Source organism: Candidatus Methylomirabilota bacterium, from assembly GCA_036002485.1.
GTDB lineage: Bacteria > Methylomirabilota > Methylomirabilia > Rokubacteriales > CSP1-6 > AR37.
The window spans coordinates 1-16,966 of record DASYTI010000061.1; the positions used below are offsets into that span (position 1 = coordinate 1).

Sequence of the window (16,966 nt, forward strand, 5' to 3'; positions counted from 1 at the left end):
CGCTCGTATCGGTGTCGGGGGTCTTCGAGTCCGAGATGGTCAGCACGAAACAGCCCACGGACACGGGCGCGTGGGCCTTGTGCTCCTGCGGCGTGGCGTCTTTCACGCGGAGTCCTCGATGTAGATTCCGCCATCGTCCACGGTGACGGCGAAGCGCGGCACTGCCTCGCCGGGAATGGTCATGCAGACGCCCGAGCGCAGGTCGAACTCCCAGCCGTGCAACGGACACGTGACGATGTCGCCCTCGACGCGGCCATCGCAGAGATTGCCGCCCTTGTGGGCGCACTCGTTGCCGATGGCGAAGAACTCGTCTCCGCGCCGGAAGAGCGCCACGTCGATCCCTCGGAAGACGAGGAGCTCGACGCCGCCTGGCGGCAGAGCGGCGAGGTCGAGGACACGCGCGCGGGTCATCGCCCCCTCATTTACTCAGCCCTCGTCTCGCGGCTTCGCCGCTCATCTCGAACTGCCGCCCTTTCCCCCATCGGGGGGAGGGATTTGGTTGAACGCGGGCCGTACTTTCTGTATCCCTCTCCCCTGCCCTCTTCTCCGATGGGGGAGAGAGTTCCAGATTTGCCCTCGACGGGGAAGGGGGTTGGCATCAAGATTGGGGTCTCTTTTCTGTATCCCTCTCCCCTCTGGGGAGAGGGCTAGGGTGAGGGGCGGTGGCGTACGCCTCGTCGAGCACTTCGGCCAGGTGAAGGACCTGGATGGGCGTGCCCTCGGCGGCCAGGCCCTGGGCGATCTGGATGATGCAGCCCGGGTTGGCGGTGACGACGGCCTGGGCGCCGGTGGCGCGGACATTGGCCACCTTGCGCGCCTGCAGGCGCTGCGCCATCTCCGGCTGGGTCAGGTTGTACGTCCCGGCCGAGCCGCAGCACCAATCCGCCTCGGCCAGGGGCACCACGGTGAGTCCGGGAATCTGAGCGAGCAGGGCTCGTGGCTCGCGGCTGATCTTCTGGCCGTGGACGACATGACACGGATCGTGATAGGTCACGGTCTTCTCGACGCGGCCCAGAGGTCCGCGCAAGGGCTCGGCGGCCAGAAACTCCGCCAGGTCGCGCACGCGCTCCGAGAAGCGCTGCGCCCGCTCTCGCCAGGCGGGATCGTCGGCCAGGAGCAGCCCGTAGGCCTTCATGTGGGCCCCGCAACCCGACGTGTTCACGACCACGAAGTCGACCTTGGCCGCCTCGAAGACCTCGATGAGCCGCTTGGCGAGGGTGACGGCCCGCGCGTGCTCTCCCCCGTGAGCGTGAAGCGCACCGCAGCAGGCCTGGGCCGGCGGCGCCACGACCTCGGCGCCATTGCTGGCGAGGACGCGGGCCGTCGCGCGATTCTGGGAGCCGAAGGCGACCTGCTGGATGCAGCCCGTCAAAAGGCCGACGCGCGCCCGTCTGACTCCGATGGCCGGCGTCAGCTCGGGCAGCGGGGCTCGCGAGGCGCCGGGCGGCAGCACGGGAAGCAGCGGCTCCCAGTCGGGCAATGGCCTGGGAAGGAGCCGGATCAGACCAGTGGCCCGCGCCAGGCGCTGAAGCCCGCTCGCCTGGTAGAAGCGGAGCCCCGCGGCGGCGAGCCCGAGCAGGCGCGGGCTCGGGAGCAGGACATCGAAATTGAGCCAGCGAAAGAGCCGTCGCGCGAGGCCGCCCGGGCGCTCGCGCTCGATCTCCGCGCGACCGGCCTCGATGAGCTGGCCATACGGCACGCCCGACGGGCAGACCGTCTCGCAGGCCCGGCAGCCGAGGCAGAGATCGAGATGGACCTTGGTCGACTCGGTCAGGCTGATGCGCCCCTCGGCCAACGACTTGATCAGCATGATGCGCCCGCGCGGCGAGTCCATCTCGGTGCCGAGGATCGAGAAGGTGGGGCAATACGGCAGGCAGAGCCCGCAGTGCACGCAGCGATGAACGCCTTCCACGTCGAGCCCGTGGAGCTTGAGCGGCCCCATGGCGCGCGGCGTCTCTAGCGTATGCGCCATCAGATGCCGCCCATGACGCGGCCCGGATTGAGCACGCCGCGCGGATCGAGCTGCGCCTTGATGCGCGCCATGATACGGAGGGCCGGCCCCGCCTCGTCCCAGACCGGCACGCGCTCCTTCACGGCCAGCGGGGCCCACTGGACTATCGCGTGGCCCCCGGCGCCGCGCACGAGCGCGCGCCACTCGCCGAGCACGGCAGCCACGCGATCGAGATCGACATCCGCACCGCCGCCGAGGGCCGCGTCGACGAGGCCGACGCCGGCATGGGCCGCCATGGCCGCGCCCAGACCCGCTCGCTGCGCCACCGCCGCGCCCTGCTCCATGCACTCGGCGACCTGGCTCGGCAGCACGGTCCAGCGCATCGTGGCCGCGGTCTCGGCGAAGGCATCGCGCCCCACGGTACCGCGCGATTGCCAGAGGCGATCGCGCTCCGGGCCGTCGAGCACTTTCGCCTCGCGGAGACCCATGGGCTCGAGCAGCCGCTCGATCTCGCGGCACTGCCAGTCGACCTGCTCCGTGATGCCGTCCACCCCGACGAGAAGCACCGCGCCCTCGCTGGGGCCCAGTGCCAACGCCCGGACGGCTTCCCCGTCGATCAGCTCGAGCGCCGACGGCAAGAGATCCGAGGCCATCACGGCCCGCGCCGCCGCGCCCGCGTCCTTGAGCCGCTCGAAGCGCGAGACCACGACGCGGTCGGCATCGGGCCGGGGGCGGAGCTTCAGGGTCGCCTCCACGATCACACCAAGGGTCCCGAAGGCGCCGATGAAGAGCTTGGGCAAGTCATAGCCCGCGACATTCTTCACGACCTTGCTCCCGCCCTTGACGATCGCCCCCTCGGCCGTGACCACGGTGAGCCCGATCAAGAGATCGCGGCAGCCGCCGTAGAGATGCCGCCGCGGCCCGGCGACATTGGCCGAGAGAACGCCGCCGATGCTGGCCCTGTCGGGATGAGGCGGATCGAGAGACAGCCACTGCCCGCGACGGCCGAGCGTCTCCTGGAGGGTCCGCACGGTCATGCCCGCTTCGACGGTGGCCGTGAGATCGCCGGGCTCGTGCTCGACGAGCCGGTTGAGCCGACCAAGCAAGAGGACGAGGCCCAGCCGCGAGGGCGGCGAGCCGACGGCCATCGTGGTGCCCCCGCCCCACGGCGTCACCGGGACGCCGGCTTCGCCCGCCGCCATCAGGATCGCGACGATGTCTTCCTTGCTGCCGGGAGCGACGACGGCCTCGGGCGTGCGGCCTTCGACGACATAGGGTCCGCACTCGATGCCGGTCAGGACATGGGCGGGGCCGACGATACGGCGAAGGTCATCGTGGAAGCTGGCGGGCACGGCCATCGTCCCGCCCGCTAGCCCGGACTATGCGCGAACACCTGACCCCCTCACCCTGCCCTCTCCCCCACTGGGGGAGAGGGATCAGAATGAAGAGAGCAGCGTCGCAAGAGTGTTCTCTTTACTCTCCCCCGCGGCGGGGGAGAGGGCCGCAGTTCGAGCTGAGCGGCGCAGCCGCGAGGCGAGGGCTGAATAAATCAGGGGGCCGTACGACGAGGGAGTCTCCTTCATGGATGTTCCACGCTAGAAGCGCTGGGCCAGGCCCTGGGCTTCGATCGGATGCGGACGATAGGCGATGCTCGCCTCGCCACAGGCCTTGCGCGAGGGGAAGATCTTGCCGGGATTGCAGAGCCCGCGCGGGTTCCAGGCGTCCCGGACGCCGCGCATGGCGTGCAGATCCGCCTCGGTGAAGATCAGCGGCATGTAGTCGATCTTCTCGAGCCCGATGCCGTGCTCGCCCGAGATCGAGCCGCCGACTTCCGCGCAGACCTTGAGAATGTCGCCGCCCGCCTTGACCACGCGCTCGACTTCTCCCGGCTTGCGGGGATCGTAGAGGATGTTCGGATGGAGATTGCCGTCGCCGGCATGGAACACATTGCCCACGCGGAGGTCGTGAGCGCCCACGATCTCGTTCACCCGATGCAAGACTTCTGGGAGCCGCGTACGCGGAATCACGCCGTCCATCACCATGTAGGCGGGAGAGATGCGGCCGTAGGCGCCAAAAGCGCTCTTGCGCCCTTTCCACAGGAGCTGGCGCTCGGTCTCGTCGCGCGCGGCGCGCACCTCGCGCGCGCCGTTCTCGCGGCAGGCGGCGATGACACGCTCGGCCTGAGCCTCCATGCCTTCGCGGAGCCCGTCCAGCTCGATCAGGAGCGCGGCGGCGGCATCGCGGGGATACCCGCAGCCAAAGGCATCCTCGACGGCGCTGATGGTCAGCTGGTCGATCATCTCCATGGCCGCGGGGACGAGCCCGCGCCCGATCACCGCCGAGACCGACTCCGAGGCCGCCTCCACCGCATCGAAGACGGCCAGGACGGTCTTCACGGCTTGCGGACGACGGAGAATGCGCACGATGATCTTGGTCGCGATGCCGAAGGTACCCTCGGAGCCCACGAAGAGCCCGGTCAGGTCATAGCCCTGCGACTCGCGGGTGCGGCCCCCGAGCCAGACGATCTCGCCGTCGGGCAGCACCACCTCGAGCCCGAGCACGTGATTGACGGTGACGCCGTACTTGAGGGTGTGCGGTCCGCCGGAGTTATTGGCGATATTGCCGCCGATGGTGCAGGCCTGCTGGCTGGACGGATCGGGAGCGTAGTAGAAGCCCTTGGGCCCCACGGCCCAGGACAGGTGAAGGTTCACGAGCCCGGGCTCGACGACGGCGATCTGGTTCTCGTAGTCGACTTCCAGGACGCGGTTCATCCGCATGAGCGAGATGACGAGCCCGCCCTCGGCGGGCAAGCAGCCGCCCGCGAGCCCCGTCCCCGCGCCGCGCGCCACGAAGGGCAAGCTCTCGCGATTGGCGAGGCGCACCACCGCGGCCACCTGCTCCACAGACGTGGGGAAGATCACGAAGTCGGCGAGCGCCCGGAAAAGCGTCAGGCCATCGGACTCGTAGACGAGAAGCTCCTCGGGGTCGGACAGGACAGCGCTTTTCCCGAGGAGGCTTTCCAGCTCGCGGCGCAGGCCGGCCTTGCGGCCGGGATCAAGACTACTCATGCGTGAATTATACCCTAGCAAGACCCCCTGATTTACTCAGCCCTCGCCTCAGGGCTTCGCCCTTCAGCTCGAACGGCGGCCCTCTCCCCCCGATGGGGGAGAGGGATAAGAGAGGATGGCGAGACATCGAGCAGCATTTCTTCTCCTCCGGTGACACTCTTCCGAATCCCTCTCGCGGATCCTCGGAAGACTCTTTTTGTATCCCTCGCCCCCGTCTCGCGGGAGAGGGCAGGGTGAGGGGGCGGCTACAGCTCCCAGGGAGGATCGACGGCGAGCGGGAGTTCCAGCAGAGTCGGGCCGGCGTGTTTCAGCGCCCGCTCGAGCGCGCGAGGCAGCGCGTCCAGATCCGCTACCCGCTCTCCCTCGGCTCCGAAGGCGCGAGCCAAGGCCGGGAAGTCCGGATTCGCCAGATCCACCTCACCGTACTTCCCGAAGATCGCGTCCTGGAGGTACTTGATGGCGCCGAAGCGCTCGTCGTTCATCACGAGGAACACGATCCCGAGCCCGTACTTGACGGCCGTGGACAGCTCATTGACCGAGAACATGAAGCCGCCGTCGCCGATCACCGCGACCACGGCGCGATCGGGGCACGCGATCTTGGCGCCGATGGCCGCGGGCACGCCGTAGCCGAGCGTGGCGGAACCGATGGGGTAGAGAAAGGTGCGCGGCTGCAGGACGGGGAAATGCCACTCCATCCAGTAGTTGATCCCCGTCTGATCGTTGACCACGATGCCATCGCGCGGCAGCGCCTGGCGAAGCATCTTGATGAAGCGGTCCGCCGTCTCCGCATAGCGCGGCCAGCGGGTATCCCGCTGAGATGTGAGCCACGCGCGATCCCAGCCCTCAGCGGGCCCGCCCGATCCGAGAGCCTGCGCCAGCGCTTCGAGGCCCTGGCGCGCATCGCCCACGATGCCCACGGCGGTCGCGTGCATGCGGCCGATCACCCCAGGGTCGAGGTCGATGTGGACCAGCGTCTGCTCGGGCTTGAGCGAGAAGTTCAGCAGGAGGCCCTTGGTCGACCGGTGAGCGAAGCGGTAGCCGACGGCGAAGATCACGTCCGCCGATTCCAGCGCCGCCTTGCTCGCCCGCCAGTTCGGGACGATCCCGAGCCAGAGGGGGTCCGTCTCGGGCAGGATCCCCCGCCCCATGACGCTCGTGAGCACGGGCGCCCCGAGCCGGCGCGCCACTGCCGCGAGCGCGGCGCCGGCATCTGCAGCGACCGCGCCTCCGCCCGCCACGATGAGCGGCCGCCGCGCGCGCCTGAGTACTTCGGCCGCCTCGTCGATCTTTTTTGCATCACAGACCCGTCGGCCGCCGGTGAGCGCCGTGAGCTGCCCCGTCGTCTTGGCCACGAGGAGATCGGTGGGCAGCGAAAGCGCCACTGGTCCGGGCCGCTGGGTGCGAAAGAGATGAAAGGCCCGCTGCACCGCCGCGGGGAAGAGCCGGCCATCGTAGATGGTCTCGGCCCAGCGGCAGACGGGGCGGAAGCAGTCGATCTGGTTCGGCACCTCGTGCAGCGCGCCCAGATCTTTGCCGATGAGCGCCGACGGAATATCGGACATGAGGGTCAGCACAGGCTGCGACCCCGCCCAGGACTCCACCATGGGCGTCAGCGTATTGGTCGCTCCCGGCCCCGTCGTCACCGCCACCACGCCGGGCTGCCCGGAGGCGCGCGCATAGCCATCGGCCATGAAGGCCGCGCCCTGCTCGTGGCGCGCGAGGACATGGCTGATCTCGTGCTGCTTGAGGAGCGCGTCGTAGATGGCGAGGTTGTGCACGCCGGGGAGCCCGAAGACATGCCGCACCCCTTCGGCCCGTAGCGCTTCGACGATCCACTCTCCGCCGGTACGGAGCTCAGGCGAGGCCGTCATGGTCGGATCCTCTGCGGACGTCTGCGGGAGAGCGCTCAGCGATGCTGGGAGTGGGTGGCTCCCCGAGCTGGACTCGAAACAGCAACCCCCGGTCAACAATCGAACCAGACACTCGATGCGACTCAAACGGTTCCAAGGGGCCACAAGTATACCAACGGGCGTTTGTCCCCTATTGAATGACTTGGTCCGCCTGCCCCAGCAGTGATGGCGGGATCGTCAGCCCGAGTGTCTTGGCGGTCTTGAGGTTGATCACCAGCTCGAACTTGGTGGGCTGCTCCACGGGAAGGTCGGCGGGCTTGGCGCCCTTGAGAATCTTGTTCACGTAGGTGGCGGCGCGCCGGAACAACTGGGGAGTGCTTGCTCCATAGGCCATGAGGCCGCCAGCCTCCGCCTGCTCCCGGAACCCATACACTGCGGGGAGCCGGCTCTTGGCGGCGAGGGCCACGATCTGGGTTTGCTGCGCAAAGAACAGCGCGTCCCGCATGACGAGGACGGCCCCCGCGCGCTGGCTGCGCATCGACGCAAACGCCGCCTCGATCTCGGAAGAGGTGCGCGCTTTCAGGACTTGAAGCTGCACCCCGAGGACCCGGGCCGCATCCTCCGCCTGCCGCTGGACCTGTTGGCTCGGGTTCTGGAGCACGGCCACCCGGGAGACCTTAGGGACGACCGCCTTTAGCAGCTCCAACTGCTTTCCCACCAGCTCCGGGCCAATCGTGGCTAGCCCGGTGAGGTTGCCGCCGGGCCGGGCAAGGCTGGCGACGAAGCCCTCGGCAACAGGGTCGCCTGAGACGGGGAAGACAATAGGGATCGTGCTGGTCGCCAGCCTGGCTGCTTCAGTAGCGGGCGGGGATACAGCGACGATGACGTCCACCTTCAGGCGCACGAGCTCGGCGGCGAGCCCAGGCAGCCGCTCATCCTTTCCGTCGGCAGACCGATATTCGATCGCGATGTTCTGACCCTCGATGTAGCCGAGCTCGCGCAGCCCTTCCCGGAATGCGTCGAACGGAGTAGACACGCGCACCAAAACCCCGATTCGGGCGGTCTTCCCGGACGATTGCTGGGCCGGGGCGGCGAGCGGCGCGGCGAGGAGGCCGAGGGCGAGCGCGGCTGCGAGCGTAGCGCGTATGATCATCGCTACTGGAGGCTTCTATTAACCATCTGAGAGATTGGCTCCCCGAGCTGGACTCGAACCAGCAACCCCCCGGTTAACAGCCGGGTGCTCTACCATTGAGCTATCGGGGATCGCCAAAAGCAGACCCGCTGGAGTTCTTTTTGTATCACACGGCCTGGGGATCGCCAAGCCGCCCCGACCCCCCTCACTATCTCAGCCCTCACCTCGCCGCTCTCCTCGCCCGTGGCTCGTCGGCAGCGTCTCGGCTCGAAGAGCTGCCCTCTCCCCAGAGCGGAGAGGGATGTAGAGAGAGCCCGCCCCTTGAAGAGTGAGAGCCCGCTACAGACGGCAGATGTAGATGCTGTTCTGGGGGCCTGGGGCATCGACCACCTCGACCGTGGTGAAGCCCGCTTCGCCGAGCATGCGGCGGGCTAACTGCTCGCCCCACGCCGTACCGAGACCGGCGCCGCCGGCGGCCAGCGAGACCGTCATGCAATGGAGCACGCTCATGCCGTAGATGTACGGCGCGAACGGGTTGCCGATATTCTCCTCGAGCTTGCTCGAGGCCTTGGGCTCCACCATGAGATAGACGCCCTCCGGCGCCAGGGCGCCCGCGATCCGACGGAGCACGGTCGCGGGGTCACGCTGATCGTGGATGGCGTCGAAGGACGTGATCAGGTCGAACTTGGGCTCGGACTTCAGCTGCGCGACGTCGAGCACCTCGAAGGCTGTGTTCGTCAGCCCCATCTCGTGCGTCTCGGCTCGGGCCCTGACGATCGCGTCTTCTCCCAGGTCATAGCCGAGGAAGGATGATGCCGGGTACTCCCGGGCCATCAAGTTCACCGCATGGCCCGTGCCGCAGCCGACGTCCGCCACGCGAATTCCCTCTTTCAACCGCTCGGGCAAGCCCTTGGCGGCAGGCAGGAAGCCCTTGATGAGGAGGCCATCATAGAGCAGGCGCCAGGAGGCGTCCATGGCCTCCGTGAAATCGGGACTGTATTCCGAATAAGAAACTCCGCCGCCTTTGCTGAAAGACTCGATGATCCGGGGGAGACGCTTGCTAAGCATGGGCAGGTTCTGGCTGGCCGCGGCCAGATTGCGGCTCGACGTCCCGGTCAGGCAGGCCGCGTGCTCGGGTGGGAGCGTGAAGACTCCGGAGGCCGCATCGTATTCGACGACACCGCCGGTGGCCATGGCGGCCAGCCACTCGCGGACATAGCGCTCGTTGAGCCCCGCGCGGTCGGCGATCTCCTGGCTGGTCCCTGGTCCCTTCGCGGATGCCTCGAAGAGCCCGGTCTTGTGTCCGACCTGGACGAGCAAGGTGAGGATTCCGCTCGTGTAGTGGCCGAAGAGCTTGCGGGCGAAATCCTGGATCCGCTGGCGATCGGGTTTCTGGTCCACAGTTTCGCCCCCTCACCCTGCCCTCTCCCCCGATGGGGGAGAGGGATGTTGGCCCTAACTCACCTCGCGGCGGCCTTCCAGCGCTTTCGACAGCGTGACCTCGTCGGCGTATTCGAGGTCGCCACCTACGGGCAGTCCTCGCGCGATGCGCGTGATGCGCATGCCGAGCGGTTTCAAGAGCTTGGCCAGGTAGATTGCCGTTGCCTCGCCTTCGACGCTTGGGTTGGTGGCGAGGATGATCTCCTCGACGCCGGGCGTCTCGAGCCGGACCAGCAGCTCGCGGACCTTGAGGTCTTCCGGCCCGATGCCATCGAGGGGTGAGAGCGCGCCCAGCAGCACGTGATAGCGGCCTCGGAACTCTCCCGTGCGCTCGAGGGCCATGAGGTCATTCGGCTCTTCCACGACGCAGAGGATGCGCCCGTCTCGTCGGATATCGGCGCAGATGCGGCACGGGTCTATCTCGGTGACATTGAAGCAGACGCGGCAGTGGACGATCTGCGCCTTGAGCTGCGTCAGCGACTCGGCCAGCGTCTGCACCTCGTCCGTCGGACGCTTGAGAAGAAAGAAGGTCAGCCGCTGAGCGGTCTTGGGGCCGATGCCAGGGAGCCGTTGCAGCGCCTCGATGAGCCGAGCGACCGGCTCGGGGTAGTAGGCCATCTAGGTTCCGGAGGGGAGGGGCTTCCGTCCCGGGCCCGACCCCCTCACCCTGCCCTCTCCCCCAGTGGGGGAGAGGGATGCGAAAGCGGTCGTCGTCACAGCCCCAAGGGGGGAGAGGGATACAGAAGCGCGCGTCGTCACGATCATGCGGCCATTACATCCCCATGCCGGGGATTTTGAGACCAGCGGTGAGCTTGCCCATCTCGGCCTGGACCATCTCCTTCGACTTCCGCAGCGCCTCGTTGCACGCGGCGAGGACCAGATCCTCGAGCATCTGGGAATCCTCGGGATTGATGACCTCGCGGTCGATCTTGATCGAGAGGAGCTCCTGCTTGCCATTGCACTCCACGGTGACCATGCCCCCGCCCGCCGTCGCGTCGACCTTCTTCTTGGCCACCTCCTGCTGCAGCGCCTCCATCTGCTGCTGCAGCTTCTGCGCCTCTTTCATGATGTTGCCGAACCCTTTCACTGGGCTTCTCCTTCCTCCGGGACGCGCGGACGCACCGCGACCACTTCGCCCTGGAACGTGGCCACGGCCGCCTGCACGGCCGGATGGTTGACGGCGCCGCTCGGCACGTCGCCCTCGGAGGCAATCTCCACGCGCCGGACCCCGGGAATATGCAGCTGGACGGCCTGAGTGATGATCTCGCGGTTCGCGCGCTCGCCCAGCATCTCGCGGTGGAAGGCGCTGGCGATCAGTCCCACCGTGAGCACGCCGCCTTCGAGCCGCTGAGGCACGGCATGCTGGACGACCGAACCCAGGAGGGCCTTCTTCTTCAGGATCTCCTCGACGGCGCGTGTCCATCCGCGCCCGAGGTCTCCTTCGCTGGCCGGCTCGGGCGCTGGATCTTGTCGTCGAGGCGGCCGGGACTCCGCGGTCGGCGGCGCGGGCGCACTCGAGCCCGACACGGGCGGGGTCGTCCGCGCGGCCGTATCGAGGAGACTCGGCTGGGCCACCACCGGACGCCCCGGCCCGGCCGGCGCGGAGCGCAGCCGGCTCGCGGCCTCGTCGATCTTCGCGATGAGGCTCTCGATGGCCTCCGGACGCGGACGGCGCGCCGCCCGCACGGCGGCAATCTCGAGCTCTACCCGCGGATGGGGCGAGCGGCGCATCTCGGCATCGGCATCCATGAAGGCGCGCAGGAGATAGACGAGCTCGTCCTGACTCACGGGCTCGGCCATCTCGCGGATGGCCGCCTGCTCGGCCGGCGTGAGGTCGGCGAACTTTCCCTCCGGGGCCACCTTGATGACGAGGGCCCGGCGCGCGGCTTCGATGACTTCGCGGCAGAGCCAGCCGAGATCTTCTCCGTCGCGCGCGGCCCGGTCGATGGCCTCGAGCGCGGCCGCGCCGTCCGCGGCCAGGAGCGCGCCCAAGAAGGCGCGAACGTGAACGGGTGAGGAGGCGCCGAGCAGCCGCGCCACCGACGCCTCGTCGAGCTCCCCGCCGCCATACGCGATGGCCGTATCGAGCAGGGAGAGCGCGTCACGCAGGCTGCCCTCCGCGGCGCGCACGAGGAGCGGCAGCGCCGCCGCATCGAAGCGGACGCCCTCCTTGGTCAGGATCTCGGTCAGGGTCCCCGTCAATTGCTCGGGCGAAATGGGACGGAAATCGAAGCGCTGGCAGCGCGAGAGCACCGTGGCCGGGATCTTTCGCGGATCCGTGGTCGCGAGCACGAAGACCACGTGCGCGGGCGGCTCCTCGAGCGTCTTCAAGAAGGCATTGAAGGCCGGGCCCGAGAGCATGTGGACCTCGTCCACGATATAGACCTTGAAGCGGCCGCGGGCCGGAGCGTACTTGACGTTCTCGCGGAGCGTGCGGATATCGTCCACGCTGGTGTTGGACGCGGCGTCGATCTCCATCACGTCCACCAGCGCCCCCGAGACGAAATCTAGGCAGGCGGGACAGGCGCCGCAGGCCTCGGGCCCCGTGCGAGCCGTGCACGCCAGCGCCTTGGCAAGCAGCCGCGCCGTGGTGGTCTTCCCCACCCCCCGCGGCCCCGTGAACAGATACGCGTGCGCCACCCGCCCCGACGCCAGCGCATTCAGCAACGTCCGCGTCACCGCATCCTGCCCCACCACCCCCGCGAAAACCTGCGGCCGCCACTTCCGCGCCAACACCTGATACGTCACGGGCGACCCTTCATGCAACAGCCCTAGATAGAGAGACGGGTCCGGGGATTGCGGTGTGAGCCGCAGCCGAAGGCGAGCCGAGCCAACCCCTAACAAAACCGGGGCTCGCTCCCCCCGAAACAACGAACAAGCGTTGCTCCACGCAACGCGCTCGATGAAGAGCGGTGGAGGGGACCGGGGGAGGAGCGGCGCCCGCTCCCCCCCGGAACAGAATGACCGTGCACCCTCCGTCGAACCGCCCGTCCCGCGATCTCAACGCGGAGCCGGCTCCGGTCAGGTACTCCCACGGCACACGAGCTAAACGCCGTACCGTTGCACCCTTCCGGGCCTGGCGGGGTTTGACGCGGCTCATTGCGTGGGGCCCAACCTTCAACACCGTCCCGCGCAGCTCATTCGACACGAACGGCCCTCGAGAGGGAATTCAACCCCGCTGTAGCGGATTGCGGGTTACAGGGCACCGCTACCTCCCCGTCTAGCACGGCCAACTCGCGCAGGCTGCCGATAAGGGGCCATCTGCTTCGTTGGCGCCCTCGATCGCACGCTCAACGTACAGAGAGTACGCCTCGCGTGCGACCTTCGGGCGCCGCCTCGCAGCTGACCCCTTCTCGTCACCCTGCAAGGTCATCGGTAGCTCAGAACTGCTGACGACAGGGAGCCATTTGCTTCGTTGGCGCCCTCGGCAGCAGGTTCAACGTACAGAGAGTACGCCTCACCTGCTGCCTTCGGGCGCCGCCTCGCAACTGGACCCTTCTCGCCAATCGGCAGGTTCATGAACACCTCAGAACAAAAAGATGGCGGAGGGGGTGGGATTCGAACCCACGGTAGAGTTGCCCCTACACGGCATTTCCAGTGCCGCACCTTCGGCCACTCGGCCACCCCTCCACTCTTGCTCGATGCGTTCCGACTGCGAAATTGGCGGAGGGGAGAGGATTTGAACCCCCGAGGGACTTACGCCCCTATCCGATTTCGAGTCGGACGCCTTCAACCGGGCTCGGCCACCCCTCCGCGGCAATTCAGGATCTTTTCTTGTGAAAGAACTCGCTCAGCAGTGCCCCGCATTCGTCGCTTCGAATGCCCGCCACCACTTCCACCTGATGGTTCAGGCGCGCATCCTCGAGCAGCCGGTACAGCGTGCGCGCGGCGCCGCTCTTGGGATCGGCGGCACCGTAGACGAGCCGCCCGATCCGCGCGTGGAGCGCCGCCCCGCAGCACATCGCGCACGGCTCTATCGTCGTATAGAGCGCCGCGCCCGTGAGGCGATAATTTCCCGCCGCCTCCGCGGCCGCTCGGATAGCCACCACCTCGGCGTGGGCGGTGGGATCGCTGTCGGCGATCATTCGATTGCGTCCGCGCCCAATGACACGCCCGTCCAGCACCACCACGGCGCCTACGGGCACCTCGTCGAGCGCCCCCGCGCGGCGGGCTTCCTCGAGGGCCAGGTCCATGTGCCGCGCATCCCCGGCGTCCGCCGTCTCCACGTGTTCCTCGCTCCAACCCCTCCAACCCAACCCCGGGATAGCGTTACGCTCGGCCCCGTCAGACCCGAGATAGCTAGACGTCGGATTGTAGCAGGTTGCCGCGAGAACGCGGAGGGTGATCGGCCGGTACGGGAGTTCACCGTTTGGGCGGGCAAGCTGAGTCGAGCGGGGCGTTCGTCCCACTTCCTGGATCGTTGTGGAAATAGAGGTCGTAGTTTCCCGTGGTCCCCAGTTCATTCGATAAGCTGATCCGCCTGCCGCAGCAGCGACGGCGGGATCGTCAGGCCGAGCGCCTTCGCGGTCTTCAGGTTGATGACCAACTCGAACTTGCTGGCTTGCTCGACCGGGAGATCGCCCGGCTTGGCGCCTTTGAGGATCTTGTCCACATAGACGGCGGCGCGCCGGAAGAGATCCGGGAAGTCCGCGCCATAACTGAGGAGTCCACCAGCCTCCGCGTACTCCTTCGATCCGCCGGCACTGGGCAGGCGGTGTCTGAGGGCGAGATCGGCAATCCGTTGGTAACTCGAAAAAAAAGCCGAGCTTTGCACCACGACGACCGCCCTGGCGCCGTCGCGCTTCATGGCCACGAATGCGGCATCGTAGTCTCTGGGATCGGGGCGCACGGCGACACTTTGTAGCGCGATTCCCAGTGACCGAGCCGCAACCTCGGTGTCCCGTACAGCGAGCGCCGACCCGCGAGCGGCAGAATCCCAGAGGGCGGCCACTCGGGACACCTGGGGGATCAACTCTTTGAGCAGTCCCAGTCGCTTCGCGGACAACTCGCTGGATATCGACGTCATACCCGTGACATTTCCGCCCGGCCGCCCCAAGCTCGCCACGAGCCCGAGCTCGACGGGATCAGGACCGTTCGCGGTCACGATGGGAATAGAGCTTGTTCCCTGCTTGGCCGCGAGCGATGCGGGGTTGCCCGCTGTCACTAATATGTCAACCTTGGCGGCAACAAGTTCGGTGACCAGGCCCTGAAGTCGGCTCACCTGTCCGTTTCCCCATCGCGGGTGAAAGACGACATTCTGTCCTTCCACGTACCCCAGCTCGCGTAATCGGTCCTGAAAGGCCCTCCACCAGGCAAGTCGGGCAGGGTCAGACGAGCCGTAATCCAACAGGCCTATCCGCCAGACCCTCCCCGCCGGCTGCGCCTCGGCAGCGAGCGGCGTGGCGAGGAGGCCGAGGGCAAGGGTGACCGCGAGCGCGGCGTGTGTGACCTTCATGCCGCTACCGCCAACAGGACCAACACAGGCGATGCGGGCCTCATGATCGTGGCTCCTGATTGAGATCCCGGTGCCCACCTGGATCGGAGGCGTCGTGCCTGCGGCGCGGCGACCGATCTGTGGCAAGCTCCTCCCGGAGTCCAGGCTTGTGAATCTTGCCCGTCGGCGTGCGAGGAAACTCCTCGGCCTTACGGAAGACGAGCCGTGTCGGAACCTTGTAGCTGGAGAGCCGCTCGCGACAGAAGGAGACGATGGCCCCCTCGTCGGGCGCCGCGGCCTCGTGCAGCTCCAGCACCGCGACCACGACCTCGTCCTTGTCACGGTCGGGAACGCCGACCACGTAAGCCTGCTTGACGTCCGGATGCTGGAGGAGCACGCCTTCCACCTCGAGCGGCGCCACGTTGATGCCGCCGGTCTTGATCATCTCCTTCAACCGGCCCCGGAAGCGCACCCGCCCGTCGTCGCCGACCAGCCCGAGATCGCCGGTGTGGAAATATCCTTCCCCGTCGAAGGCGGCCGCGTCGAGCTCCGGGGCCCGAAAATAGCCGGGCGTGACATGACCCGCGACGCATAGCTCGCCCACCTCCCCCGCGGGCAGCGGCCGCCGTGTCTCCGGGTCCGCCACGCGGATGTGCATGCCGGGCAGGGGCAGGCCCTGCGTGTGCAGGCGCCACGCGAGTGGATCGTGGGCGTCGGTGACCGCGCAGTTGCCGTACGTTTCCGTCGACCCGTACACATTGCAGAGCTCGCGAGCGCCCACCGCCTCCATCGTCATCTCGATGTCCTCCGCGAGACCGATGGTAAGCCCGGTGCGCATGGAGTCGAGCCGCCGCCGGCCACGATCGGGATGCTCCAGCATGGCGCGCGCCATGTTCGCCATGCCGTAGTAGACGCTGCACCGCTCGCGGTCGATCAGCTCCAGCGCCTCCCCGGGCTCGAAGCTCTCCTGCAGCACCGCGCACCCACCGTGCGTCAGGATGGCGGGCAGCGCGTTCGCCGCGCCGAACGACCAGAAGAGCGGCACGGCGAGCCAGAGTCGATCCGCGGCAGTCAGATGCTGGCGCTCGCCGATGTTGAAGCCGTTCTCGATGACGCCGCCGTGCGCGAGGGTGACGCCTTTCGGCAGGGCCGTCGACCCCGAGGTGTAGAGGATGTAGCACGGGTCATTCGGACTCACCGACCGCTGTCTGTCCCGCAGCGCTGCGGTTCCCACGCCGCTCCCCCGCGCGAGGAAGTCCTCCGGCTGGAACACACCGTCCACGCGCCGCCCGTCCATCGAAACCACGGTCTGGAGCCTGGGCAGTCGCTCGCTTCGAAGCGCTCCGGGCGCACTCCCGGCCAGCTCGGGACAGAGGTCATGGAGCGCGTCCAGATAGGCACGCCCCCGAAAGGCCGAGACCGTGATGAGCGCCACCGCCTGGGAATGCTCGAGGGCCCATCCCAGCTCGCGGGGCGTGGAGAAGGTGCTGATGGCCGACACGATACCGCCGATCTTGGCGATGGCGAGCGCGGCCACGACCCACTCCGGGCGGTTCGGCAGCAACAGCGCCACTCGATCGCCGCGCGTCACCTCCACCGCGAGAAGCGCACGCGCGAGCTCGTCGACGCGAGCGCGCAGGGCGCCGTAGCTGAGCTGCTCGTGGCGAAAGACGAGGGCCTGGGCGTGAGGCCGTTCCGCAGCCATCTCGTCAAGGAGATCCCCCAGCATCCGGCTCTTCGGGCGCACGCTCATTGCCCGGTGAATCGGGGCGGCCGGCCCTCCCGGTGCGCGGCCATGCCCTCGTCGACGTCACGGCTCCACTCGAGCGCGTGACGGAGAGCGTCGGAGAGCGAACGGGCGGCGGCGAAGCCGTCGGCACGCCGGGCGTTCATGATGCGCTTGGCCCCGCGCGTGGCGAGCGGGCCGCTCGCGCCGATGCGCGCAGCCAGGGCCTGGGCCTCCGCCCGCACGCGATCGGCGGGGTACACGGCGAGGACGAGCCCGAGGCGCTCCATCTCCCCCGCGTCGATCTCGCGGCCGGTGCAGATGAGCTCGAGGGCGCGCGCTCGGCCGACGATCTCGGGGAGCCG

Annotated in this window: 14 protein-coding genes, 3 tRNA genes and 1 other RNA gene; all 18 read right to left on the minus strand. The window is 68.0% G+C overall.

The window, feature by feature from the left end:
* Positions 1–102: 102 nt before the first annotated feature.
* Entirely contained in the window at positions 103–411 is a 309-nt protein-coding gene (locus VGT00_06820) for a Rieske (2Fe-2S) protein (protein HEV8531111.1), read from the minus strand.
* A gap of 187 nt (positions 412–598) precedes the next feature.
* Entirely contained in the window at positions 599–1,972 is a 1,374-nt protein-coding gene (locus VGT00_06825) for a heterodisulfide reductase-related iron-sulfur binding cluster (GenBank protein HEV8531112.1), read from the minus strand.
* On the minus strand, positions 1,972–3,309 hold the full coding sequence (locus VGT00_06830) for an FAD-binding oxidoreductase (GenBank protein HEV8531113.1): 1,338 nt from the start codon (positions 3,307–3,309) through the stop codon (positions 1,972–1,974). The genes VGT00_06825 and VGT00_06830 overlap by 1 nt, the downstream gene beginning before the upstream one ends.
* A 237-nt stretch (positions 3,310–3,546) precedes the next feature.
* Complete coding sequence (locus VGT00_06835) at positions 3,547–5,019, minus strand: FAD-linked oxidase C-terminal domain-containing protein (GenBank protein HEV8531114.1); 1,473 nt, start codon at positions 5,017–5,019, stop codon at positions 3,547–3,549.
* Between the two features lie 245 nt (positions 5,020–5,264).
* Complete coding sequence (locus tag VGT00_06840) at positions 5,265–6,890, minus strand: thiamine pyrophosphate-binding protein (GenBank protein ID HEV8531115.1); 1,626 nt, start codon at positions 6,888–6,890, stop codon at positions 5,265–5,267.
* 169 nt (positions 6,891–7,059) lie between these two features.
* Positions 7,060–8,022 carry an ABC transporter substrate-binding protein gene (locus tag VGT00_06845; GenBank protein HEV8531116.1) on the minus strand — a complete coding sequence of 321 codons (963 nt, stop codon included), beginning with the start codon at positions 8,020–8,022 and terminating at the stop codon, positions 7,060–7,062.
* Positions 8,023–8,057: 35 nt separating this feature from the next.
* A tRNA-Asn gene (locus VGT00_06850) sits at positions 8,058–8,132 on the minus strand.
* Between the two features lie 208 nt (positions 8,133–8,340).
* Positions 8,341–9,402: a class I SAM-dependent methyltransferase gene (locus VGT00_06855; GenBank protein HEV8531117.1), complete on the minus strand. Its 1,062-nt coding sequence runs from the start codon at positions 9,400–9,402 to the stop codon at positions 8,341–8,343.
* A gap of 54 nt (positions 9,403–9,456) precedes the next feature.
* Positions 9,457–10,059 carry a recombination mediator RecR gene (gene recR, locus VGT00_06860; protein HEV8531118.1) on the minus strand — a complete coding sequence of 201 codons (603 nt, stop codon included), beginning with the start codon at positions 10,057–10,059 and terminating at the stop codon, positions 9,457–9,459.
* A 154-nt stretch (positions 10,060–10,213) separates the two neighbouring features.
* A complete protein-coding gene (locus tag VGT00_06865; GenBank protein ID HEV8531119.1) occupies positions 10,214–10,528 on the minus strand; it encodes a YbaB/EbfC family nucleoid-associated protein in 315 nt (104 codons plus the stop codon).
* The gene (gene dnaX, locus VGT00_06870) at positions 10,525–12,189 is read right to left on the minus strand and encodes a DNA polymerase III subunit gamma/tau (protein HEV8531120.1); all 1,665 of its coding nucleotides are present in this window, start codon (positions 12,187–12,189) and stop codon (positions 10,525–10,527) included. The genes VGT00_06865 and dnaX overlap by 4 nt, the downstream gene beginning before the upstream one ends.
* 216 nt (positions 12,190–12,405) lie before the next feature.
* Positions 12,406–12,670: signal recognition particle sRNA large type (ffs, locus tag VGT00_06875), an RNA gene on the minus strand.
* 311 nt (positions 12,671–12,981) lie between these two features.
* Positions 12,982–13,071 (minus strand) — tRNA-Ser (locus VGT00_06880).
* A 31-nt stretch (positions 13,072–13,102) separates the two neighbouring features.
* A tRNA-Ser gene (locus tag VGT00_06885) sits at positions 13,103–13,194 on the minus strand.
* 8 nt (positions 13,195–13,202) lie between these two features.
* Positions 13,203–13,667 (minus strand): tRNA adenosine(34) deaminase TadA, encoded by a 465-nt coding sequence (gene tadA / locus VGT00_06890; protein ID HEV8531121.1) that lies wholly within the window; start codon positions 13,665–13,667, stop codon positions 13,203–13,205.
* A 233-nt stretch (positions 13,668–13,900) separates the two neighbouring features.
* Complete coding sequence (locus VGT00_06895) at positions 13,901–14,896, minus strand: ABC transporter substrate-binding protein (GenBank protein HEV8531122.1); 996 nt, start codon at positions 14,894–14,896, stop codon at positions 13,901–13,903.
* A 40-nt stretch (positions 14,897–14,936) separates the two neighbouring features.
* Positions 14,937–16,580 (minus strand): AMP-binding protein, encoded by a 1,644-nt coding sequence (locus VGT00_06900; GenBank protein ID HEV8531123.1) that lies wholly within the window; start codon positions 16,578–16,580, stop codon positions 14,937–14,939.
* A gap of 44 nt (positions 16,581–16,624) precedes the next feature.
* Positions 16,625–16,966: enoyl-CoA hydratase-related protein (locus VGT00_06905; GenBank protein HEV8531124.1), on the minus strand; the 342-nt coding region annotated here is incomplete at its 5' end.